This window comes from Rhodococcus sp. IEGM 1409 (genome assembly GCF_030056735.1).
Classification (GTDB): domain Bacteria; phylum Actinomycetota; class Actinomycetes; order Mycobacteriales; family Mycobacteriaceae; genus Rhodococcus_F.
Genome location: NZ_JASHKN010000001.1, coordinates 59,926 through 81,216 on the forward strand (window position 1 = coordinate 59,926; position 21,291 = coordinate 81,216).

Sequence of the window (21,291 nt, forward strand, 5' to 3'; positions counted from 1 at the left end):
TGCCGTGAGCAGCAGTTCTACATCCCAATTCGGACAGAACCAGTGGCTGGTTGACGAGATGTACCAACGCTTCCAGGACGACCCGTCGTCCGTGGATCCCAGTTGGCACGAATTCTTGACCGATTACTCGCCGGACTCGGCGAACACGGGAGGTGGAAACGGGACTGCCTCGAACGGCAACGCGGCTGCACCCGCCGCTGTTGTAGCTCCACCTGCTGCTCCCAAGGCCACGCCTCCCGCCCCAAAGACCGCACCTCCTGCGCCGCCTGCCAAGGCTGCCGCACCGGCCCCCGCGAAGACGGCAGCGCCCGCCGCCAAGGCCGCCCCTTCCCAGTCTTCAGCAGCCAAGCCTGCAGCAGCCAAGCCCGCGGCAGCTCCTGCGAAGCCAGCCCCTGCCGGCGGAGCCGAGGAAACCAAGGTTCTCCGCGGCGCCGCAGCCGCAGTCGTCAAGAACATGTCGCTCTCGCTCGAGATCCCGACAGCAACCAGCGTGCGTGCCATCCCCGCGAAGCTGATGTTCGACAACCGCATCGTCATCAACAACCACCTCGCGCGTACTCGTGGCGGCAAGATCTCGTTCACCCACCTCCTGGGTTACGCGATCATCCAGGCAGTCAACGCGTTCCCCAACATGAACCGGCACTTCGCCGAAATCGACGGCAAGCCGAACGCGGTCACGCCCGAGCACACCAATCTCGGACTCGCGATCGACCTTCCCGGCAAGGACGGCAACCGCTCACTGGTAGTTGCCGCCATCCGGAACACCGAGTCGATGAACTTCGTCCAGTTCCACGCGGCATACGAGGACATCGTCCGCCGTGCCCGCGAAGGCAAGCTCACCGGCGAAGACTTCACCGGCGTCACCATCTCGCTGACCAACCCGGGCGGCATCGGCACGGTTCACTCCGTTCCCCGCCTGATGAAGGGCCAGGGCGCCATCATCGGCGCCGGCGCGATGGAATACCCCGCCGAGTTCCAGGGCGCCAGCGACGAGAAGCTGGCCGAGATGGGCGTCGGCAAGCTGATGACCCTCACCTCGACCTACGATCACCGCATCATCCAGGGTGCCGAGTCGGGCGATTTCCTGCGCACGATCCACAACCTGCTGATCAGCGACCAGTTCTACGACGAGATCTTCCACGCGCTCGGCAACCCGTACGAGCCGGTGCGTTGGCGCAAGGACGTGCCGGAAGGCGCCGTCGACAAGAACACCCGTGTTCTCGAATTGATCGCTGCATATCGTGACCGCGGCCACCTCATGGCCGACACGGACCCGTTGCAGTTCGTCAAGGACAAGTTCCACAGCCACCCCGACCTCGACGTCATCAGCCACGGCCTGACGCTGTGGGATCTGGACCGCGAGTTCAAGGTCGGCGGCTTCCACGGCCAAGAGAAGATGAAGCTGCGCGACGTGTTGAGCGTGCTGCGCGACGCGTACTGCCGCCACGTCGGTGTCGAGTACACGCACATCCTCGAGACGGATCAGCGTCAGTGGATCCAGGACCGCGTCGAAGGCCATCACGCCAAGCCTTCGGTCGCTCAGCAGAAGTACATCCTGAGTAAGCTCAACGCCGCCGAGGCCTTCGAGACGTTCCTGCAGACCAAGTACGTCGGCCAGAAGCGCTTCTCGCTCGAGGGTTCCGAAGCCGTCATCCCGATGATGGACGCCGTGATCGACCAGGCCGCCGAGCACCAGCTCGACGAGGTCGTCATCGGTATGCCGCACCGTGGTCGACTCAACGTGCTGGCCAACATCGTCGGCAAGCCGTACTCCAAGATCTTCACGGAGTTCGAGGGCAACATGAACCCGGCAGCCGCTCACGGCTCCGGTGACGTGAAGTACCACTTGGGTGCCAGCGGAACGTACATCCAGATGTTCGGTGACAACGACATCGCTGTCTCACTGACCGCAAACCCGTCGCACCTCGAGGCCGTCGACCCGGTTCTCGAAGGCCTGGTTCGCGCCAAGCAGGACATCCTCGACAAGGGCGAAGAAGGCTTCACCGTCCTGCCGCTCATGCTGCACGGCGACGCTGCATTCGCCGGTCAGGGTGTTGTCGCCGAGACGCTGAACCTCTCGCTGCTGCGCGGTTACCGCACCGGCGGCACCGTGCACATCGTCGTGAACAACCAGGTCGGCTTCACCACTGCACCGGAACATTCACGTTCGTCCGAGTACTGCACCGACGTCGCGAAGATGATCGCCGCACCGGTCTTCCACGTCAACGGCGACGACCCCGAAGCTTGTGTCTGGGTTGCTCAGCTGGCCGTCGACTTCCGTGAGAAGTTCGGCAAGGACGTCGTCATCGACCTCATCTGCTACCGCCGGCGCGGTCACAACGAGGGCGACGACCCGTCGATGACCCAGCCGGCCATGTACGACGTCATCGACACCAAGCGCAGCGTTCGTAAGAGCTACACCGAGTCCCTCATCGGTCGCGGTGACATCTCGCTCAAGGAAGCCGAAGACGCACTTCGCGACTACCAGGGCCAGCTCGAACGGGTCTTCAACGAGGTCCGTGAACTCGAGAAGTTCCAGCCCGAACCGTCCGAGTCCGTCGAACTCGACCAGACTCCGCCGGCCCGCCTCACAACGGCTGTCGCTCCCGAGGTTCTCGAGCGCATCGGCGACGCGTTCGTCAATGTTCCCGAGGGCTTCACCGTGCACCCGCGCGTCAAGCCGGTCGCCGAGAAGCGTCGCGAGATGGCTCGTGACGGACATGTCGACTGGGCGTTCGCCGAGTTGCTCGCGTTCGGCTCGTTGGCCGAGCAGGGCGCTTTGATCCGCCTCGCAGGTCAGGACTCCAAGCGCGGAACGTTCACGCAGCGCCACTCGGTTCTCATCGACCGCAAGACCGGCAACGAGTACAGCCCGATCGCCAAGATCGCGGCCGACGCCGAAAACGGCGGCAAGTTCATGGTCTACGACTCCGCACTCACCGAGTACGCGGGTCTGGGCTTCGAGTACGGCTACTCGGTCGGCAACCCCGACGCTCTCGTCCTGTGGGAAGCGCAGTTCGGTGACTTCGTCAACGGCGCGCAGACCATCATCGACGAGTTCATCTCTTCGGGCGAGGCCAAGTGGGGTCAGCTCTCCGACGTCGTGCTGCTCCTGCCGCACGGTCACGAGGGTCAGGGTCCGGACCACACCTCCGGTCGCATCGAGCGTTTCCTTCAGCTGTGCGCCGAAGGCTCGATGACCGTCGCGGTTCCGTCGACTCCGGCCAGCTACTTCCACCTGCTGCGTCGCCATCACCTCGACGGCATCCGCCGTCCGCTGGTGGTCTTCACGCCCAAGTCGATGCTGCGTAACAAGGCTGCAGTCAGCAACGTCGAGGACTTCACGACGGGCAAGTTCCGTTCGGTCTTCGAGGAGCCTGCATTCGAGAGCGGGGAAAGCGCCCGCGAATCGGTCAAGCGGGTTCTGCTGGTCAGCGGCAAGCTGTACTGGGAACTCCTGGCGAAGAAGCACAAGGACGAGCGCGACGACATCGCAATCGTGCGTATGGAGCAGCTTTACCCCGTTCCGAAGCGTCGCCTCAAGGAGACCCTGGACCGTTACCCGAATGCGGATCAGTTCCGTTGGGTCCAGGAAGAGCCCGCGAACCAGGGTGCTTGGCCGTTCCTCGGACTGGCACTGCCGGACCTGCTGCCGGAGACCCTGACCGGCATCAAGCGCATCTCGCGTCGTCCGATGTCCGCTCCCTCCTCGGGATCGAGCAAGGTTCACGCGGTGGAGCAGCAGGAGATCTTGGACGAGGCGTTCCTGCCGACCAACTGATAGTGGCGTTCCTGCCGACCAACTGATAGTGGCAAGCCATGAAGGCCGGGCCCTACATTCCGCAAGGAGTGTGGGGCCCGGCCTTTCTCGGCTGCGATCAAATCGATTACAGCAGACCCAGATCCGGTCCGGCATCGAAACCGACGGCAGCCAATGCCAACGCAGGCAACGACTGAACTGTCAGGTCGATCAGTTCCTCGCGGGTGATGGCCGGCGCGCGGAGCCAACTGATGGTGGCTTCCTCGACAAACGCGATCCATCCGCGAACGGCCAACTCCACCTGAGGCGTTCGCGTCAGGCCGATCTTCGGGAGCTGATCGAGGGTCCTGTTGGCCATGATGTCGCGGGTCTGCTCGAACACCTCGCGCATCTGCGGATCCCCGCTGGCGGTCCCTCGGAGCAGCGAGACGTATGTGTTGCGGTTCTCGGTCACGTAGTCGACGTACGACGCCAGCACCGACCGCAGGGTGAGCATCGGATCGTCCGATTCGCTCGGCTCGGTGCGCTGGAGCATCTGTTCACTGCTGTGCCGGACGATCGCCAGATGGAACTCGCTTTTCGACGCGAAGTAGTGGAACAGAAGCCCACGCGATACTCCAGCCTGATCGGCGATGTCCTCGACGGAAATCTGTTCGAGCGGCCGTTCGGCCAGCATGCGCGCGCCGAGATCGATCAGTTGTGCTCGGCGTTGTGCAGGGTCGAGTCGCGTTCGCTTTACTGCGTCCATGCCCAATAGACTACTGAATACTCGTCAATAAGCTATTGACCGCGGCTCAATAAAGGCATATCGTTCCCTACATGAGTCTTCCAGTTACAGATACTTCAGCACCTGCCGCGGATACTCGCCACGTCGGCACACTGATCATCGGCAGTGGTTTCGCCGGTCTTGGTGCGGCGATCAAACTGGCACAGGCCGGCATCACCGACTACGTCGTCCTCGAGCGCGGCAACGACGTCGGTGGAACGTGGCGCGACAACAGCTACCCGGGCGCCGCGTGTGACGTGCCGTCGCATTTGTACTCGTACTCTTTTGCACTCAACCCGGAGTGGACGCGCTCCTTCTCCACTCAGCCTGAGATCTACAAGTACATCCAGTCGGTGGCCAACCGCCACAAGGTGCTCGACAAGCACATCTTCGGCTGCGACGTACTCTCCGCCCGTTGGGACGAAGCGTCCGCCCGGTGGCACATCAGCACCAACAAGGGCGAATTTGTCGCAAAGATCGTGGTCTCGGCCGTCGGCGCACTGTGTGAGCCTTCACCTCCGGACATCAAGGGCATCGACGGCTTCAAGGGCGAGATCTTCCACTCCTCGCGCTGGAACCACGACGCCGATCTGACCGGCAAGCGCGTGGCCGTCATCGGAACCGGCGCCTCCGCCATCCAGATCGTGCCTGCCATCGGCAAGAAGGTTTCGCATCTCGACGTGTACCAGCGCACGGCGCCGTGGATCCTGCCCCGTGCAGACCGCGAGTACACCAAGATCGAACACCTCGCGTTCAAGTACCTTCCCGGCTTCCAGAAGCTGTGCCGAACCGGCATCTACTGGATGCGTGAGACGCAGGTCGTCGGCCTGGCCAAGGCGCCGGTGTTCATGAAGCCGCTGCAGTTCGCCGCCGAGCGTCACCTTAAAGCTCAGATCAAGGACAAGGACCTCCGTAAGAAGGTCATGCCCAACTTCCAGATCGGCTGCAAGCGCATGCTGATCTCGAACAACTACTTCCCCACCCTCGCCCAGGACAATGTAGATCTGGTGACCGAAGGCATCGAAGAGGTCACCGCCAACGGGATCGTTTCGAAGACCGGCACCACGCGTGAGATCGATGCCATCGTCGTGGCGACCGGTTTCCACGTCACCGACTCCCCCACCTTCGCGGGAATCTTCGGCAAGGACGGGCGCTCGCTCGCCGAGGTCTTCGAAAAGACCGGCATGCAGGGATACAAGGGCGCGGCAGTTGCCAACTTCCCCAACCTGTTCTTCCTCGTCGGACCCAACACCGGCCTCGGACATTCGTCGATGGTCTTCATGATCGAGTCGCAGATCAACTACCTGGTCGACGCGATCGCCACCATCGACAAGTACGACATCGGCACCATCGAGGTGCGCAAGGACAAGCAGGACAAGTACAACAAGGACCTGCAGGCAGCTATGTCCAAGAGCGTGTGGAACAACGGCGGTTGCGCCAGCTGGTACATGGACAAGCACGGAAACAACACCACCCTGTGGCCGGGCTTCACCTTCCAGTTCCGCAATGCCACCAAGCATTTCGACCTCGCGGCGTACCGCAGCGTCGCGACGTCGGATCTCGGCGCCGTCGGCACCGCAACCACTTCACAGATCGACCTCGACGACGAGAAGGCAGTAGCACAATGAGTGATTTTGCAGGCAAGGTCGTAGTCATCACCGGAGCGGGATCGGGCATCGGTCGCGCACTCGCCCTGAACCTGGCCGGCCAGGGCGCCAAGTTGGCGATCTCCGACGTGGACACCGTGGGTCTGGCCGAGACCACGCGTCTGGTGGAGGCCATCGGAGCAGAGGTGAAGTCGGACCATCTCGACGTCACCCAGCGCGAAGCGGTTCTCGAGTACGCCGACGCGGTTGTCGCCCATTTCGGCAAGGTCAACCAGATCTACAACAACGCCGGAATCGCGTACCACGGCACCTTCGAGAAGTCCGAGTTCAAGGACTTCGAGCGCGTCATGGACGTCGACTTCTGGGGAGTTGTCAACGGCACCAAGGCTTTCCTTCCCCACGTCATCGCCTCAGGCGACGGACACATCGTGAACGTGTCGAGCCTCTTCGGTCTGTTGTCGATGCCGGGTCAGAGCGCATACAACTCGGCAAAGTTCGCCGTTCGCGGCTTCACCGAGTCGCTTCGACAGGAAATGCTGATCGCCAAGCACCCGGTGAAGGTGACCTGCGTGCACCCGGGCGGAATCAAGACCGCCATCGCACGCAACGCCACCGCAGGCCCGGGCGAAGATCTTGCGGTCTTCTCCGAGTTCTTCGACCGCAAGCTCGCGCGCACCACGCCGGAAGATGCTGCCAAGACGATCGTCAACGGCGTTCGCAAGAGCAAGCCGCGCGTTCTCATCGGCATGGACGCAATCGCACTCGACGCCTGGGTTCGCCTCGTAGGATCGGGCTACCAGCGCATCGTCTCGATCGTCGCCGGTCGAATGATGCCCAAGTCCAGCTGAGTTCGTTTCCCAGCGTCCTTCGTTTCCCAGCGCCCTTCGTTTCAGAGCGTCGTTCGATTACAGAGTCAGGAGCCCTGCCGGTGAGCACGTTCACCCTTCCGCTGCCCGTGGTCGCATTCTTGTTGAAGCCGTACTTCCGTCTGGCTTTCAACTCGCGACTGCCGTATCGGATTCAACGTCTGTTGCTCGAGGCTGGGGCACCGCTACAGCAGGTTCCAGCGGGCGCCGTCGTGCGCCCGCTGGAGCTCGCCTGCCGACCGGCAGAGAAGATCACCGTCGGCGCAACCGAGCGACCCACTGCAGTTCTGTACCTGCACGGCGGGGCGTACACACTGGGTTCGCTGGCCACCCACCGTTCTCTCGCAGCGCACCTCGCGCGTGAATCGTCCAGCGCGGTCTTCACCCTGGACTACCGTCTCGCACCGGAGAACCCGTATCCCGCTGCTCTCGACGACGCGGTCTCCGCCTTCATGCAGTTGGTCACCGAGTTCGAATATTCGGAAGACCGCGTTGCCATCGCCGGCGATTCGGCCGGTGGCGGTTTGGCCGCCGCGACCGCTCTGCGTCTGATCGAGCGTCACGGCGTGTCCCCCGGCGCGCTTGCGTTGATCTCGCCGTGGGTCGATCCCGGAGATCGAGGTGCCACCAAAAAGGCCGACCTGGTCGTCAATACAGCGTGGTCCTTCGACGCCGCCGACGCTTACCTTGCCGGCGGCGATCGCACAGATCCCGGCTACGCACCTATGCACGGGAAGCTCGGCGGATTGCCACCCACCAGGATTCACGTCGGGTCCGAAGAAGTTCTCTACCCGCAGATCATGACGTTCACCGACAAGCTCTCCGCTGCCGGCGTCGATGTGTCCCTGGTCGAGTACGCACGACTGTGGCACGTGGCTCACGCACAGGCGTCACTGGTGAAGGAAGCAGCAGACGCCGTTGCCGATCTGGGCCGCTTCATCGCATCGAAACTGATTCGCGCCAAGGATGATTCGAGTTCAGCAGTAGGCTCGAACAGTCACTGACGGATGGCCCACTCCGTCTATGTCACTGACGGATGGCCCACTCCGTTCCTGTTACTGACGGGTGTCCCACCAGGTGCGGGCAACTTCCGAGGCTGACGCCTTGCCGGTCCGCACCTGATCGATCATTGCAGCGAGGTCGGTGGTGGACAGTTCACCGGCAACGACGCTGAGCGCCTTGATCGCCGAATCTCCGAGTGCACCCGTTCGAAAGAGCGGAACGACATTCTGCGCGGCCAGAACGTGATTCGAATCAGCGAGCACCGTGACGGCATCGGACTGCGCCAGCGCTGACAGCGTCGTGGTTCCGAATACCTGCGCACCGGGTACGTCCGCCGGCGTTGCCTGATCGACGCCCGCAAAGACACACTCGGCACCCTCGGCCAACTGCTCCACCGCCCCGGCCTCGACGAATCTCACAGAGACGAGCGGCGCCGCCGCGGCGCACGAAGGGGCAAAGGCTTCTATCGTCTTCGCTCCCAACGACTGTGCGTATGCGGTGTCGAGCGCAACTACCGCACGGTCTTCGGCCATCGCATAGTCGGAGACCGAAAGACCCTCAGGCAGAGAGCGACTCAAGGCTTCGAAGACGTCGTCCGCCTTGCGAGCCGGGGCGGAAGAGTCGTAGTGATCGAGCAGCGCGCCGGTGAACTCGGGCACCAACGTGACCCGCGCAGCGTCCAGAGCCTCGAGGGATTGGTTCCTGCCCCCTCCCAGCGATTCGACGCGAGCCGACAGGCCGGAGGAGGAGAGCACCGTCGAATACACCTCGGCCAACACCGAACTCTCCACCGATGCATCAGCGGCCACCACGATCTGGTCACGAGACTCCGCTTCGGCACCCTCTACCACCGAATCACCGTTTGCGCATCCGCTGAGAATCGGCAGGACCATCAGTGCTGCAACAACAGTCGAATACTTCGTGCGCGTGCTCATCACCGAAATCCTCACATCCAATCCCATGGATCGAAAACCGTGCCATGTCGGTACCTATCGTTACACTTGTCGGGCGATGCGCGGTAACCAGTCCTGACGCAGCCACTCGGTGGCGGCGCCGTCGAAGCCACTCGGGTGGCTTCGCCACAAGGGGATGGTTTCCGACGCCCGAAACACGGGACGCCCGAAAAACCGGAAGGACGCTCATGCGCACCTCACGATTTCGTTCCAACCGTTGGCTCGTAGCCGCGGCAACTGTCGTCTCTCTCACTGCGCTCACAGCGTGCGGTAGCAGCGACGGTGACTCCAACAGCGATCCCAACTCGGTCGTCGTCGGCTCCGCCAACTTCACTGAATCCGAGACGATCGCAAACATCTATGCCGAAGCACTGCGTGTCAACGGGTTCGATGTGTCCACGTCGTTCAACGTCGGCAGCCGTGAGGCGTACATTCCGGCGCTCAAGGACGGGTCCATCAGCGTCATTCCGGATTACACGGGAAACCTCCTGCAGTACTTGGATCCCGACAGCACAGCCACCAGCTCCGCTGACGTCCTCGCTGCCCTTCCCGCAGCTCTCGGTTCGGAATTGGCGATTGCGACTCCCGCATCCGCCGAGGACAAGGACGCCGTCGTCGTCACCAAGGAAACCGCCGACAAGTGGAACCTGAAGACGATCGCCGATCTGGCTCAGCATTCCGCCGAGGTCAAGTTCGGTGCTCCGGCCGAGTTCCAGGAACGTCCAGCCGGATTGCCCGGTTTGAAGTCCAACTACGGTCTCGACATCTCAGCTGCCAACTTCGTCCCGATCGCCGACGGCGGTGGACCGGCAACCGTGAAGGCGCTCTCGTCCGGTGACATCACCGCGGCAAACATCTTCACGACGTCTGCCTCCATCCCGGAAAACAACTTCGTGGTTCTCGAAGACCCGAAGAACAATTTCCCGGCTCAGAACGTGGTGCCGGTGCTGCGCGCGTCGAAGTCTTCCGACAAGTTGAAGACGGTCCTCGATGCGGTGTCCGCCAAGCTCACCACCGAAGAATTGTTGGCACTCAACGTCCAGGTGTCCGGCGACACCAAAACGGAGCCGGCAGCGGCGGCCAAGGCGTGGGTGACGGCGCAGGGCCTCGACAAGCCGGTCTCGTAGTCACGTGATCACCTTCGAGGATGTCACCAAGCAGTATCCGGACGGCACCACCGCCGTCGACCGTCTCGATCTCACCATCGAAGCCGAGTCGTTCACGGTGTTCGTGGGGCCGTCCGGGTGCGGCAAGACGACGTCGATGCGCATGATCAACCGGATGATCACACCGACGTCGGGCAAGATCTTCGTCGACGGTCGTGACATCGCCCAGACCGACGCGGTGAAATTGCGTCTCGGCATCGGGTACGTCATTCAGAATGCCGGCCTGCTTCCCCACCGCACTGTGATCGACAACGTCGCAACGGTTCCGGTGCTGCGCGGTGAGTCCCGCCGCGCCGCACGTAAAGCCGCGTTGGGTGTGCTCGAACGAGTCGGTCTGGACATCTCGCTTGCCACTCGCTATCCCGGGCAACTCTCAGGTGGGCAGCAACAACGTGTGGGAGTTGCCCGTGCTTTGGCAGCTGATCCGCCGATCCTGTTGATGGACGAGCCCTTCAGCGCGGTAGATCCTGTGGTGCGTGAGGATCTGCAGACCGAAATGCTCCGGCTGCAAAGCGAACTGAAGAAGACGATCGTCTTTGTCACCCACGACATCGACGAAGCAGTCAAACTCGGCGATCACATTGCCGTCTTCGGCCCCGGCGGACGACTGCAGCAGGTGGCGGCGCCTCGCGACGTGTTGGCCGCTCCGGCAACGGATTTTGTCGCCGGATTTGTCGGACGCGATCGCGGGTACCGCGGATTGTCTTTCCGCGCTGCCGACGAGGTTCCTCTGCACCCGGTTCGGACGGCCGTAGAGAACGAATTGAAAGCTCTGCGTCTCGAATTGGGTGAATGGGTTCTCGTGGTCACGGACAGCGGAAGCCCCCAGGGATGGATCGACGTGACCGGCGTCGAAGGCCTGCGATCGGGACGCACCCTTGCTCAGTCGACGTCGGCCGGTGGTTCCCTGTTCTCCCCCGGCGGCGATCTCCGCCAAGCACTCGACGCGGCAATCTCGTCGCCTTCCGGTATCGGCGTTGCCGTCGACGGCGAGGGCGCGGTCATCGGCGGGATCCTCGGTTCCGAAGTCGTTGCGAAATTGGCAGATCAGCGTCGACGCGAAGACGAGGAACGCAACCGAGTCGCCTTCACCGAGGGATTCGGGGCGTAGGGGCATGCGCTGGCTCATCGACAATTTCTCGACGGTCGTGGACTACTCGAAGACCCATCTCTATCTCGCACTGCTGCCCTTGCTGATCGGTCTCCTGGTTGCCGTGCCGGTAGGAACAGCGATCCGCAACGTCCGGTGGCTGCGCCGAATCACGTTGACCCTGGCGAGCATCGCGTTCACGATTCCGTCTCTCGCGCTGTTCGTCACGATCCCCCAGTTGTTCGGTCTCAAAACCCTTGATCCGCTCAACGTCGTGATCGCACTCAGCGTGTATGCGACGGCACTGCTCATCCGGGCTGTACCCGAAGCACTCGACTCGGTACCGGACAACGTCATCGACGCCTCCACCGCCGTCGGGTTCACACCACTACGACGCGCCCTGACGGTCGAGTTGCCGTTGGCGCTGCCGGTGATGATCGCGAACATCAGAGTTATTGCCGTTACCAACATTTCGCTGGTGTCGGTCGGATCGCTGATCGGAATCGGCGGTCTGGGAGTTCTGTTCAAACAGGGCTACGACCGCGACTACCCGGATCAGATCGTTGCCGGCATCATCGCGATCGTCGTGCTGGCACTGGCGCTCGATCTGATCCTGTATCTGATCGGCCGGTTCCTGACGCCGTGGACCAGGACATCGACCTCGTCGAAGGTTCCCGCCGTCCTGTCAGCCGAGGGCGAACCCGTATGAGCATCTTCACCGGAGCCTGGGACTTCATCGTCGATCCCGACAACTGGAGCGGCGACACCGGAATCGGCACCCGGATTCTCCAGCACCTGTGGTACAGCGTTCTGGCCGTGGCACTTTCGGCCGTGATCGCGGTGCCCATCGGATTGCTCATCGGCCATCTGCGCCGCGGTGAGATCGTGGTCGTCAGTCTGGTCAACGCACTGCGGTCGCTGCCCACACTCGGCCTGCTGACCTTCCTCGTTCTGCTGATGGGACTCGGGGTGATGCCGCCGATTCTCGCGCTCGTGATCCTCGGCATTCCTCCGCTCCTCGCCGGTACGTACGCCGGAATTGCCAGCGTCGACCGTGGCGTCGTCGAGGCCGCGCGGGCAATGGGTATGACCGAACTCCAGGTGCTATTCCGAGTCGAAATTCCGAACGCGCTCCCGCTGATTCTCGGCGGATTACGTAACGCGACCCTGCAGGTGATAGCCACAGCGACGGTCGCCGCCTACGTCAACCTCGGCGGCCTCGGCCGGTACATCTTCGACGGTCTCGCGCTCTACAAGTACGACCGCGTGGTCGTCGGCGCAATCCTGGTCGCGGTTGTGGCTCTTGTCGTCGACGGTTTACTGGCACTGGTGGTCTGGGCTTCCGTTCCTGGTACCGGCAGGCTGCGTCGAACACCCGACCTCGCCCGTCTGTAGCTCGGGTTCCCACGAAAAAGCCCCGATCGGAACCTTGTGTGCGGGTTCCGATCGGGGCTTTCGTAGTCCCTCTTAGCTGGTCACGCCCTCAGCATGCGCTGCGGCCGCGACGGCTTCCGCTACTGCGGGTGCCACGCGAGGGTCGAGAGGGCTGGGAACGATTTTGTCCGCCGCCAACTCGTCGCCGACCACCGACAGGATTGCCTCGGCGGCAGCGAGCTTCATACCTTCGGTAATACGACGGGCACCGGCGTCGAGCGCACCCTTGAACACACCGGGGAAAGCGAGAACGTTATTGATCTGGTTCGGGAAATCGCTACGACCCGTCGCCACGATCGCCGCGTACTTCGCCGCGGTTTCAGGGTGAATCTCCGGGTCCGGGTTGGAAAGTGCGAACACGATCGACTCGGAAGCCATCGAAGCGATGAGCTCCTCCGGGATCTTGCCCGCCGACACACCGAGGAACACGTCCGCACCTTCGAGCGCCTCGACGGCACCACCATGCAGATCACGCGGATTGGTGCGGGCCGCAAGTTCTGCCTTCACCTCGTTGAGGTCGCTGCGCTCCCCCGAGATGATGCCCTTCGAGTCCAACACGATGACATCGGCGATTCCCGCAGCAAGCAAGATGTTCGCGCAGGCAACACCAGCAGCACCGGCACCGGAGATCACGACCTTGAGCGCAGTGATGTCGCGGCTCTGGACCTTCACTGCACCCTTGAGCGCCGCGAGAACCACGATCGCAGTTCCGTGCTGATCGTCGTGCATGACAGGGCAGTCCAGCGCTTCGATGACACGCTTCTCGATCTCGAAGCACCGCGGCGCCGAGATGTCCTCCAGGTTGACCGCGCCGAAGCTCGGACGCAGACGAATGAGCGTCTCGACGATCTCGTCAGGATCCTTGGTATCGAAAACCAGCGGAATCGAGTTCAATCCGGCGAAATTCTTGAACAGCGCCGACTTACCCTCCATGACCGGCAGCGAGGCACGCGGGCCGATGTCACCGAGTCCGAGAACCGCGGTGCCGTCACTGACCACCACGACGAGTCGGTTGGTCCAGGTGTATCGATCGGCGAGGGTTTCATCTGCAGCAATGGCACGGCTCACCTGAGCAACACCCGGCGTGTAGGCGATCGAGAGGGCACGCTGCGTATCGAGCGGCGCGGTGGTCTCGACCGAGAGCTTGCCACCGACGTGAGCGGCAAAGATTTCTTCGTCGGTCAACTCGACCTTGGGTACGTTGATGGCTTCAGTCACGAGGGACACGATGACACTCCTGATTAGTCCAGCCTCATTCGGGGCTGGGTTACTGGGAAGTAATCCTTCGGACCGGTGCAAAAATCACGTTCACAACGGTCAGAGATCATTTCTTCCGCGAACGACTACTGAGAAGAAGAGCATTCGGCGTGCGCGAGAAAGTGGGCCGCAATACATCCGAAGCGTCATGGTGTGGGGCGGGTGAGCCCTGGCGTGTCCATGCAATCTAGGTTCCGGGAGAAATCCTGACGAAACCTGCACTTCGGGGCCGGGCTGTGGCGCCGCCTCGAAGTAACTCCAGTTTGCCACCAGAGTCGGATCACAATCAAATCCTCCAAGCGGTCGGATTCCTCACCACACTCAAACCCGAGCCGTCATCCCCACCACTGCGTCACCAACAACAGCCCCGAAACCACGAGCACGACCACCGATCCGGCAACCGCCGCGATACCCCGCCTGCGGTCACACCAGATCTGCGCGGCAAGAGCAACCACCGAGGCCGAAATGTGCGCAGTGATCGATGTCGTTCCCGGACCCGGGAATCCGCGGTTTCCGCCCAGATATGCCGAACCGATGATCACGAGTGTCAAGACCACGATTCCGGCCGCCACAGTGCCGCTCAGGGCGCGTAGAGCGCGGACCAGCAGCCATTGACGATTGTCGGCGGGATACTGGCCGTAGTCGTCTTCGTACTGATAGTCCTGATAATCCTGGTACTGGTATTCGTCCTCGTACCTGTCGTTCCGGTCGTCATATGTCATCTCTTACGCTCCCGCGACGAATCCGCGGACTGATTCCGCAATGAGTTGAACCGCGATGGCGGCGAGTAGAAGACCGGCGATGCGTGCCAGCAGGCTGATGCCTCCCTCGCCCAGGATCCGGATCAGTGCCGTCGAGAAGCGCAGGACCACGAACAGCACGAGGTGGATGGACAAAATCGCCAGCGCGATCGCCAGATACGACCCCGCTTCACCGTCGGCTTGGGCGACAAAGACGATGACGGCCGCAATCGCACCGGGACCTGCCATCATCGGCGTCCCCAGCGGAACGAGTGCGACGTTGACGTCGTCGGCTCCCTGTGGACGGTTGGACGCTTTGCCAGTCAGCAGTTCGAGTGCGATGAGAAGCAGCAGCAGTCCGCCTGCGCCCTGCAACGCCGGAATGCCGATGTGGAGGTAGTTGAGAATCGCCTGACCACCAATGGCAAAGACCGAGATGACCGCAAGTGAGACGGCCGGGGCCTGCCATGCCGCCCGATTGCGATCTTCACGGCTCTTGCGGCCGACCAGTGACAAGAACACCGGGATCACTCCGGGTGGGTCCATGATCACGAAGAGCGTGATGAACACGGTGAGATAAAGCGTCGTGTCGAGCATCAGCGCCCCAGTACCTCCACGCCGGTGGCGGCAGAGACGAGTTTGTCGAACTCGGCCTCGTCCGTGAGCTCGTCGCCGAGTCCGATCGTCTTGTTCTCGCCGTGATAGTCCGAGGATCCGGTCACCGCCAGTCCGAGGTCGCCGGCCAGGCGTCGCAGGACGTCGCGATCGTCGCTGCGATGGTCCGGGTGATCGACTTCGAGACCCCCGAGACCCAGCGCCGCCAGATCGCGGATGTGGTCGAGTGCAAGCAGTCCGCCGCGCGAACGCGCCCGTCCATGCGCAAGGACGGTCACGCCCCCGGCCGCTGCCACCAGCTCGACGGCGTACTCGAGCGGAGTGTCGTACTTGGGCACGTCGTACCGCCCGCGACTGGACAACAGGTCGGAGAAGGCTTCGCTGATGCTCGACACCACTCCGGCTCGCATCAAGGCCGCTGCGACGTGCGGGCGTCCGACAGACGGACCGGCGTCGGCGAGGATCTGATCGGGATCGACGGGCAGACCGTCGCGCGCCATCATGGTCGTCATCACTCGGATACGTTCGACGCGTTCGGCGCGCAGTCGCTCCCGTTCTTTTGCGAACTCGGGGTGCGTCGGATCGAACAGGTACGCCAGAAGATGAACGGCCACCGGCCAACCACGCTCACCTCGACCCTCGCACGACATCTCCATCCCACGAACCAGGCTGACGCCGGCCGGTAAGGCGTGCGCGGCCTCGGCCCAGCCTGAAGTCGTGTCGTGATCGGTGATGGCGACGACGTCGAGTCCGGCGTCGGCTGCGGCACGCATGAGGGCAGCCGGGGTATCGGTGCCGTCCGATGCGTTGGAGTGGGTGTGAAGGTCTATTCGCACTGTTCCAGTGTGTCAGCAATCGGCAACTTCATCGCGCTCCGGTGGGCGAGCCGGAGGCTGACGTACGATTACGCCGCAGCGGCAGCGCAATTCGATCACGTGTCGCTGCAGTGCCGTTCCACCGCATCACAGGTTCCACCGCATTACAGGTTCCACTGCATTACAGACCGAGAAGGAGCGAGCGTGCCAACCATGCCGTCACTGCCGAATTGGTCGAACGGCAAATCGACGCAAGTGGATGCGCCCAAGATCCCCGTTCCTGCTGCCCGCGCGATCGTCGACTGCGCGGTCTACGTGGACGGCGTCCGTTTGCCGGGCAAGTACACGCACCGCGCCGCGCTTGCCGAGGTTCGTAGTCGCGACAACGCGTTCGTCTGGGTGGGCATGCATGCACCCGACGAAGGTCAGATGCAAGATGTCGCAGCAACTTTCGGACTGCACGAGCTGATGGTCGAAGATGCCGTTCATGCACACGAGCGTCCGAAACTCGAACGCTACGACGACGTCATGTTCCTGGTGCTGCGCACGGTCGTCTACGTACCGCACGAGTCAGTGGCGACGGCGAGCGAGATCGTCGAAACCGGCGAGATCATGGTGTTTGTCGGTCCTGACTTCGTGGTGACCGTCCGCCACGGAGATCACTCCGAGCTGGCGAGCGTACGCAAGTCACTCGAGCAGAACCCCGAGCGCCTCACCATGGGCCCGTTCGCGGTGCTGCACGCGATCACCGACCACGTCGTCGACAGCTATCTCTCCGTCATTCAGCTGGTCGAACAGGATGTCGACAGCATGGAAGAATTGGTGTTCAACCCGCGAAACACCGTTGCCGTCGAGCACATCTACCTGCTCAAACGTGAAATCGTCGAACTACGACGCTCGGTCACGCCACTCGGATTGCCGCTGCTCCAACTCACCCAGCCCGCGGGCGGTCTCGTCCCGAAGGAGATCCGCCGGTACTTCCGTGACGTCCGAGATCACCACACGATCGTGTCCGAACGCATCTCGGAATACGACGAGGTGTTGAGTTCTCTGGTCGATGCCGCACTTGCGAAGATCGCGGTGCAGCAAAACACCGACATGCGCAAGATCTCCGCGTGGGTCGCCATCGCCGCCGTGCCGACTGGCGTTGCCGGTATCTACGGAATGAACTTCGAGAACATGCCGGAACTCGGCTACAAATACGGCTATCAGTCCATCCTGTGTCTCATCGCTTCGGTGTGTGTCGGCTTGTTCTTTCTCTTCCGTCGCAACAACTGGCTGTGAACAACTCCTTCTGACTCCCTGTACTTGCCACCGTCGCAGGCGGACAATGGATATGGGTACGCATTTTCATTCCGTTCCCGAAATCCATTTTGTGACAAGCAAATTCAGATCCGAAGAGAAGTGGAGGAACAACCATGCCTACAGTCGAGCAATCCGTAGAGATCGCGTTGCCACCCAAGGACGTCTGGGAGTACATCGCCGTCGCCGAGAATTGGCCCAATTGGGAAAACTCGATGGTCGAATGCAAACAGATCACCGACGGCCCGATGGGCGTGGGAAGCCGATGGCACGGCGTCTCGAGAATCTTGGGCAAGCGTCTCGAGTGGACATCCGAATTCACCGAGTACGACCCACCGAGATCGTCGAAATCGACGTCCGTCGAAAGTCCGGTCAGCTTCTCGCAAACCACAACCTGCGAAGAAGTCGGTGACGGCACTCGGGTCACCTACCGACTCGACAGTGAAAGCGGACTCGGCGGCGTATTCGGCAAGATGGCCGACCCGATCGTCACGAAAGCATTTTCACGGACAGTTCGGGTCAGTCTCGAGAACTTGGCAGACATACTCGTGCACGCCGAATGATCTGACGGACACCGCGCCGGGGCAGCCGGTACCGCAGGGGCAGCCGGAACCCTAGAGCGAGGCGGCGGAACGGTGCGGATCGCGAATGTCGATCCCCGCCTCGGTCCACGCTTCCCTCAGTGCCTCCGCGCCGCGCAGACGCACCCAGGCGGCTTCGGTACCGGTGAGGGGGACCACGCCGAGGAAGCGCACCGGATCGAACGGCTCCGGCAGCGTCAGGTCTTCGATCCCACTGTCACCGAGAAGCACCGCCGTGAATGCGGTGTCTTTCCACAGCGGCTCACCCAGGTCCAGTAGCGCATCTTCGAGCAGCACGACGCCTTCGACGGACGGCGCGGCAGCCAACACCGCGAGTGTCCTGGCCACACCCGACGCAATACCCGTGCCACCGCGCAGGGTGAGCACCAACTCGGCACGGGGACCGCGCGTGGGGTCCGCGACCAGTTCGTTGGGGTCGCCCATCGGATGACGCGAGCACCCCAGGGTGATGTAGCGGACCAGTCCGTCGGGTGATTCGAAACGCAGCACATCCAGCGGTTCGACACCCAGGAACGTCACCGAGGCAGCGGCGGGCTCCGGCCCCTCGATGCTGCTGACGAGATGGGCCCGGACGGAAGATACGACGCTGTCTGACACTCGTCCATCTAAACACCGTGCCCTCGAGGTTCGCAGCGCAGATACCTCGCGGTGGCGGTAGCGTCGTCGAAATGGCCTCCGTTCTTGCTGTCAGCGACGAGACCGTCGAATACCTGTGGAGCAGTCAGGTTCGTTCACTCGGAGTCGACCTGATCCTCGGTGCGGGCGATCTGCCGTTTGCGTATCTGGAGTACCTGTCGGATCAACTGAACGCGCCTTGCGTGTTCGTTCCCGGGAACCACGACGTCGATCTGTCCGGATACTCGAACAGGAGATCGGGTTGGATGCGTGCGGGCATGCCGGTGCAGTGGCCAGGGCCCACCGGCGCTGTCAACGCCGACGGACGCGTCGTGACCGTCGCCGGTCTGCGGATCGCGGGCCTCGGCGGTTCCATCCGATACAACACGGGCCCCAATCAGTGGTCCGAGCGCCAGCAGAGCCGACGCGCTCGCTCGCTCACCTGGCGAAACGCCTGGCAATCGCGACTTCCCGGCGGCCGGGCGGGCGTGGATGTGCTGCTCACTCACAGCCCGGCCCGTGGCGTCGGCGACGCCGAGGATCGGCCACATCGAGGGTTCGAATGCTTCACGCCTTTGATTCACAACCTCGATCCAACGGTCATGATCCACGGACACATCCATCCGCACGGGCGAAGACCTCTCGATCTGGAGGTGGGCCGGACTATCGTGCTCAATACCGTCGGCTTCACGCTGATGGAGATTTCCCCAGGTACTCCGCCGACGATCGTGAGGCGCCGACATGGCTCGTGACACAGGTTTCCCCACAGCCGACGCGGAAAACGACTTCGCTCGTCAGCGTCGACGCGCCGACGTGGCACGACTGGTCAGTTGGCTACGACGCGAACCGGACGACGTCAACGCGATCCTGCCGTTCGACGAGGTTGTCGCCGCTCTCGGCAAGGTCGGCGAGAAGTCTCTCGGACTGCAGGTCGTCACCATCGAATCGATCGTCGGAAGTGTCGACCGCACAGGTGATTTCGACAGGTACTTCCGGCCGACGTCAACTCATTCTCGTGCGCGTTGGGAACGGCTTGCCGTGGCGCAACGACGCGGCGAATCGGTTCCACCTGTCCAGTTGTATCGCGTCGGCTCCATGCACTTCGTGATCGACGGACACCACCGGGTGTCCATTGCGTGTGCGATGCACCAGAAAACCATCGACGCGTACGTCACCGAAATCATCACGCGTATCTCACCGGAAGGCATCACTCAGCGCGCCGATCTGCTCATCAAGGACCATCGCCGCCTCTTCCTCACTCGCGTTCCGCTGCAAGGTTCTCAACGCGAAGCCGTACAGGTCACGGACCCGTGGGAGTACGCCGAACTCAGTGAGTGCGTGGAGGCCTGGGGTTTTCGCCTCATGCAGGAGAAGGGTGAGTTTCTCGGCCGGGACACCGTCGCCCGCCGCTGGTTCGGTGAGGAGTTTCTACCCGTCGTGCGAATGCTGAGGGGCGCCGACATGCTGCCCGAGCACACCGACGCCGAGGCGTATCTGTGGATCGCACGGGAGCGGTACCGATTGGTGCGGCGCCACATGTGGAACGACGAGATCGTGGCCGAACTACGCGATCGAGCACCGCGAAAGCACAAGCCCGCTACGTAGATACAGTGAACTGCACCTCGCGGTTCGGGATTTTCGGGTGCATGAACTTCAGCAACGAACGCGCTTCTTTCTCGATGGACGCGAGGGTGGTCTTCGATTGCTGCGCAAACAGAGTCGCACCCAACTCGACCGTCTCTTTTGCCGGCGTCACCGTCGCGAATCCCACCACCTTTCCGCGCACCAGGATGGCGGGCTTGATGATGCCGTTCACGGTGAAGACGCGAGTTCGGTACTTTTCGTCCATGATTCGCGAGCGGTCGGCGTGCGAGAGCAGGATGTTGTCGAACGGTGCGAGTATGCGGGCCGGGGGTGTCCCGGAGTTCGGTCGTGGCGCGTCCGGCAGGTCGAACACCTCGGTCCCTTTCTCGTTGACGAAGGTGACCAAGCCGGGTCGTAGCCGCTCGAAGACTTCGGCGAGCCGGGTCAGGCCCGACCACGCCTGGGCGTCCTTCACGCTCGCGGGACCGAACGCGGCCAGGTAACGCAGCACCAGTGTGTCGGGGACCGGAGTCGAATCCACTTCTGCGCCCAGCCAATTCTCCAAGGTCGTCAGCGCCGGTGCACCGGATTGTCCCCACAACCCTCGCGGTGGGACCTGCACCATCGGCAACAGTCCGCGAACTCCGTGTGCCAGCCCTTCTGGCGCGTGGCCGGGAAAACACTCTGCCAGTAGAGGCCTCATCTGCATTTGGGTGAGCGGCCCGTGTGCTACCAGGTCGCGTCCGGCCTGTGCCAGAGCATCGAGATCCAACCCGGTGAGCGCCGCGCGCTGTGTGCTGTTGGTGTGGAGATCGCGTTCCATTATCGTCTGAACCGTGGCTCGGAAGGGGCCCGCATCCGCGGCCGATAGGGCAAAGACCGTGCCCCGCATGGCAACCAGCCGCACCACCTGGCGCTTCTCCACAAGGGTGGAGAGGTCTTCTGCGGCAAAGTTCTTCAGCCGCGCCCACAGTGCCAGATAGGGAGGCGTCGGTGCCTGTGCTTGCAGACCCGCCAGGTGCTCGATCGCATCCAAGGCGCTGACATCGGCGCGCCGCAGGAGGAACTGCCTCGCCAGTGTCGCCAGATTGAGCTCGCGATCGGTTATCAGCGTCAT

The 21,291-nt window shown here is 62.6% G+C and carries 20 protein-coding genes; 12 read left to right on the forward strand and 8 right to left on the reverse strand.

Features of this window, described 5'->3' with window-relative positions:
- Window positions 1-4: 4 nt before the first annotated feature.
- On the forward strand, window positions 5-3,781 hold the full coding sequence (locus tag QM716_RS00240; protein WP_283301410.1) for a multifunctional oxoglutarate decarboxylase/oxoglutarate dehydrogenase thiamine pyrophosphate-binding subunit/dihydrolipoyllysine-residue succinyltransferase subunit: 3,777 nt from the start codon (window positions 5-7) through the stop codon (window positions 3,779-3,781).
- A gap of 106 nt (window positions 3,782-3,887) precedes the next feature.
- Here QM716_RS00240 and QM716_RS00245 read toward each other — a convergent pair whose 3' ends face one another.
- Complete coding sequence (locus tag QM716_RS00245; RefSeq protein ID WP_283301412.1) at window positions 3,888-4,508, reverse strand: TetR/AcrR family transcriptional regulator; 621 nt, start codon at window positions 4,506-4,508, stop codon at window positions 3,888-3,890.
- A gap of 71 nt (window positions 4,509-4,579) precedes the next feature.
- Between QM716_RS00245 and QM716_RS00250 the strand changes: the two genes are divergently transcribed.
- The 3 genes from QM716_RS00250 to QM716_RS00260 all read left to right on the forward strand — a co-directional run bounded on the left by QM716_RS00250 (window position 4,580) and on the right by QM716_RS00260 (window position 8,003).
- Entirely contained in the window at window positions 4,580-6,154 is a 1,575-nt protein-coding gene (locus QM716_RS00250; protein ID WP_283301414.1) for a flavin-containing monooxygenase, read from the forward strand.
- A complete protein-coding gene (locus QM716_RS00255; RefSeq protein WP_283301416.1) occupies window positions 6,151-6,981 on the forward strand; it encodes an SDR family NAD(P)-dependent oxidoreductase in 831 nt (276 codons plus the stop codon). The genes QM716_RS00250 and QM716_RS00255 overlap by 4 nt, the downstream gene beginning before the upstream one ends.
- An 80-nt stretch (window positions 6,982-7,061) precedes the next feature.
- Window positions 7,062-8,003: an alpha/beta hydrolase fold domain-containing protein gene (locus QM716_RS00260; protein WP_283301418.1), complete on the forward strand. Its 942-nt coding sequence runs from the start codon at window positions 7,062-7,064 to the stop codon at window positions 8,001-8,003.
- A 51-nt stretch (window positions 8,004-8,054) separates the two neighbouring features.
- Here the strand turns inward: QM716_RS00260 and QM716_RS00265 are convergent, their stop codons facing one another.
- On the reverse strand, window positions 8,055-8,936 hold the full coding sequence (locus tag QM716_RS00265; RefSeq protein WP_283301421.1) for a glycine betaine ABC transporter substrate-binding protein: 882 nt from the start codon (window positions 8,934-8,936) through the stop codon (window positions 8,055-8,057).
- Window positions 8,937-9,142: 206 nt separating this feature from the next.
- On the opposite strand from QM716_RS00265, the gene QM716_RS00270 reads away from it, so the two are divergent.
- Genes QM716_RS00270 through QM716_RS00285 form a run of 4 tightly spaced genes read left to right on the forward strand, consistent with a single transcriptional unit; the run spans window position 9,143 to window position 12,605 of the window.
- Complete coding sequence (locus QM716_RS00270) at window positions 9,143-10,081, forward strand: ABC transporter substrate-binding protein (protein WP_283301423.1); 939 nt, start codon at window positions 9,143-9,145, stop codon at window positions 10,079-10,081.
- A 4-nt stretch (window positions 10,082-10,085) separates the two neighbouring features.
- On the forward strand, window positions 10,086-11,231 hold the full coding sequence (locus QM716_RS00275; RefSeq protein WP_283301425.1) for an ABC transporter ATP-binding protein: 1,146 nt from the start codon (window positions 10,086-10,088) through the stop codon (window positions 11,229-11,231).
- Window positions 11,232-11,235: 4 nt separating this feature from the next.
- Complete coding sequence (locus QM716_RS00280; RefSeq protein ID WP_283301427.1) at window positions 11,236-11,919, forward strand: ABC transporter permease; 684 nt, start codon at window positions 11,236-11,238, stop codon at window positions 11,917-11,919.
- The gene (locus QM716_RS00285) at window positions 11,916-12,605 is read left to right on the forward strand and encodes an ABC transporter permease (RefSeq protein WP_214885611.1); all 690 of its coding nucleotides are present in this window, start codon (window positions 11,916-11,918) and stop codon (window positions 12,603-12,605) included. The genes QM716_RS00280 and QM716_RS00285 overlap by 4 nt, the downstream gene beginning before the upstream one ends.
- A gap of 72 nt (window positions 12,606-12,677) precedes the next feature.
- Here the strand turns inward: QM716_RS00285 and QM716_RS00290 are convergent, their stop codons facing one another.
- The 4 genes from QM716_RS00290 to QM716_RS00305 form a co-directional block, all read right to left on the reverse strand.
- The gene (locus QM716_RS00290; protein ID WP_283301432.1) at window positions 12,678-13,871 is read right to left on the reverse strand and encodes an NAD(P)-dependent malic enzyme; all 1,194 of its coding nucleotides are present in this window, start codon (window positions 13,869-13,871) and stop codon (window positions 12,678-12,680) included.
- Window positions 13,872-14,236: 365 nt separating this feature from the next.
- A complete protein-coding gene (locus QM716_RS00295) occupies window positions 14,237-14,623 on the reverse strand; it encodes a hypothetical protein (protein WP_283301434.1) in 387 nt (128 codons plus the stop codon).
- Window positions 14,624-14,626: 3 nt separating this feature from the next.
- Window positions 14,627-15,241 (reverse strand): MarC family protein, encoded by a 615-nt coding sequence (locus QM716_RS00300; RefSeq protein WP_452623349.1) that lies wholly within the window; start codon window positions 15,239-15,241, stop codon window positions 14,627-14,629.
- Entirely contained in the window at window positions 15,238-16,092 is an 855-nt protein-coding gene (locus tag QM716_RS00305) for a PHP domain-containing protein (RefSeq protein ID WP_283301438.1), read from the reverse strand. Before QM716_RS00305 ends, QM716_RS00300 begins: the two co-directional genes overlap by 4 nt.
- Window positions 16,093-16,284: 192 nt before the next feature.
- On the opposite strand from QM716_RS00305, the gene QM716_RS00310 reads away from it, so the two are divergent.
- Entirely contained in the window at window positions 16,285-17,355 is a 1,071-nt protein-coding gene (locus tag QM716_RS00310; RefSeq protein ID WP_283302992.1) for a magnesium and cobalt transport protein CorA, read from the forward strand.
- 134 nt (window positions 17,356-17,489) lie between these two features.
- A complete protein-coding gene (locus tag QM716_RS00315) occupies window positions 17,490-17,936 on the forward strand; it encodes an SRPBCC family protein (protein WP_007736117.1) in 447 nt (148 codons plus the stop codon).
- Between the two features lie 51 nt (window positions 17,937-17,987).
- Here QM716_RS00315 and QM716_RS00320 read toward each other — a convergent pair whose 3' ends face one another.
- Window positions 17,988-18,572 (reverse strand): suppressor of fused domain protein, encoded by a 585-nt coding sequence (locus tag QM716_RS00320; protein ID WP_219466400.1) that lies wholly within the window; start codon window positions 18,570-18,572, stop codon window positions 17,988-17,990.
- A 71-nt stretch (window positions 18,573-18,643) separates the two neighbouring features.
- On the opposite strand from QM716_RS00320, the gene QM716_RS00325 reads away from it, so the two are divergent.
- Complete coding sequence (locus QM716_RS00325) at window positions 18,644-19,342, forward strand: metallophosphoesterase family protein (protein ID WP_283301441.1); 699 nt, start codon at window positions 18,644-18,646, stop codon at window positions 19,340-19,342.
- A complete protein-coding gene (locus QM716_RS00330; protein ID WP_003945080.1) occupies window positions 19,332-20,195 on the forward strand; it encodes a hypothetical protein in 864 nt (287 codons plus the stop codon). The genes QM716_RS00325 and QM716_RS00330 overlap by 11 nt, the downstream gene beginning before the upstream one ends.
- Here the strand turns inward: QM716_RS00330 and QM716_RS00335 are convergent.
- On the reverse strand, window positions 20,188-21,291 hold the full coding sequence (locus QM716_RS00335; RefSeq protein ID WP_283301444.1) for a winged helix DNA-binding domain-containing protein: 1,104 nt from the start codon (window positions 21,289-21,291) through the stop codon (window positions 20,188-20,190). The genes QM716_RS00330 and QM716_RS00335 overlap by 8 nt on opposite strands.

Coding starts and splice junctions, on each gene's coding strand:
- QM716_RS00310 (WP_283302992.1), top strand. CDS start 16,285: ATGCCGTCACTGCCGAATTGGTCGAACGGCAAATCGACGCAAGTGGAT.
- QM716_RS00245 (WP_283301412.1), bottom strand. CDS start 4,508: ATGGACGCAGTAAAGCGAACGCGACTCGACCCTGCACAACGCCGAGCA.
- QM716_RS00270 (WP_283301423.1), top strand. CDS start 9,143: ATGCGCACCTCACGATTTCGTTCCAACCGTTGGCTCGTAGCCGCGGCA.
- QM716_RS00250 (WP_283301414.1), top strand. CDS start 4,580: ATGAGTCTTCCAGTTACAGATACTTCAGCACCTGCCGCGGATACTCGC.
- QM716_RS00265 (WP_283301421.1), bottom strand. CDS start 8,936: ATGAGCACGCGCACGAAGTATTCGACTGTTGTTGCAGCACTGATGGTC.
- QM716_RS00280 (WP_283301427.1), top strand. CDS start 11,236: ATGCGCTGGCTCATCGACAATTTCTCGACGGTCGTGGACTACTCGAAG.
- QM716_RS00335 (WP_283301444.1), bottom strand. CDS start 21,291: ATGACGCTGATAACCGATCGCGAGCTCAATCTGGCGACACTGGCGAGG.
- QM716_RS00330 (WP_003945080.1), top strand. CDS start 19,332: ATGGCTCGTGACACAGGTTTCCCCACAGCCGACGCGGAAAACGACTTC.
- QM716_RS00325 (WP_283301441.1), top strand. CDS start 18,644: ATGGCCTCCGTTCTTGCTGTCAGCGACGAGACCGTCGAATACCTGTGG.
- QM716_RS00315 (WP_007736117.1), top strand. CDS start 17,490: ATGCCTACAGTCGAGCAATCCGTAGAGATCGCGTTGCCACCCAAGGAC.
- QM716_RS00285 (WP_214885611.1), top strand. CDS start 11,916: ATGAGCATCTTCACCGGAGCCTGGGACTTCATCGTCGATCCCGACAAC.
- QM716_RS00255 (WP_283301416.1), top strand. CDS start 6,151: ATGAGTGATTTTGCAGGCAAGGTCGTAGTCATCACCGGAGCGGGATCG.
- QM716_RS00295 (WP_283301434.1), bottom strand. CDS start 14,623: ATGACATATGACGACCGGAACGACAGGTACGAGGACGAATACCAGTAC.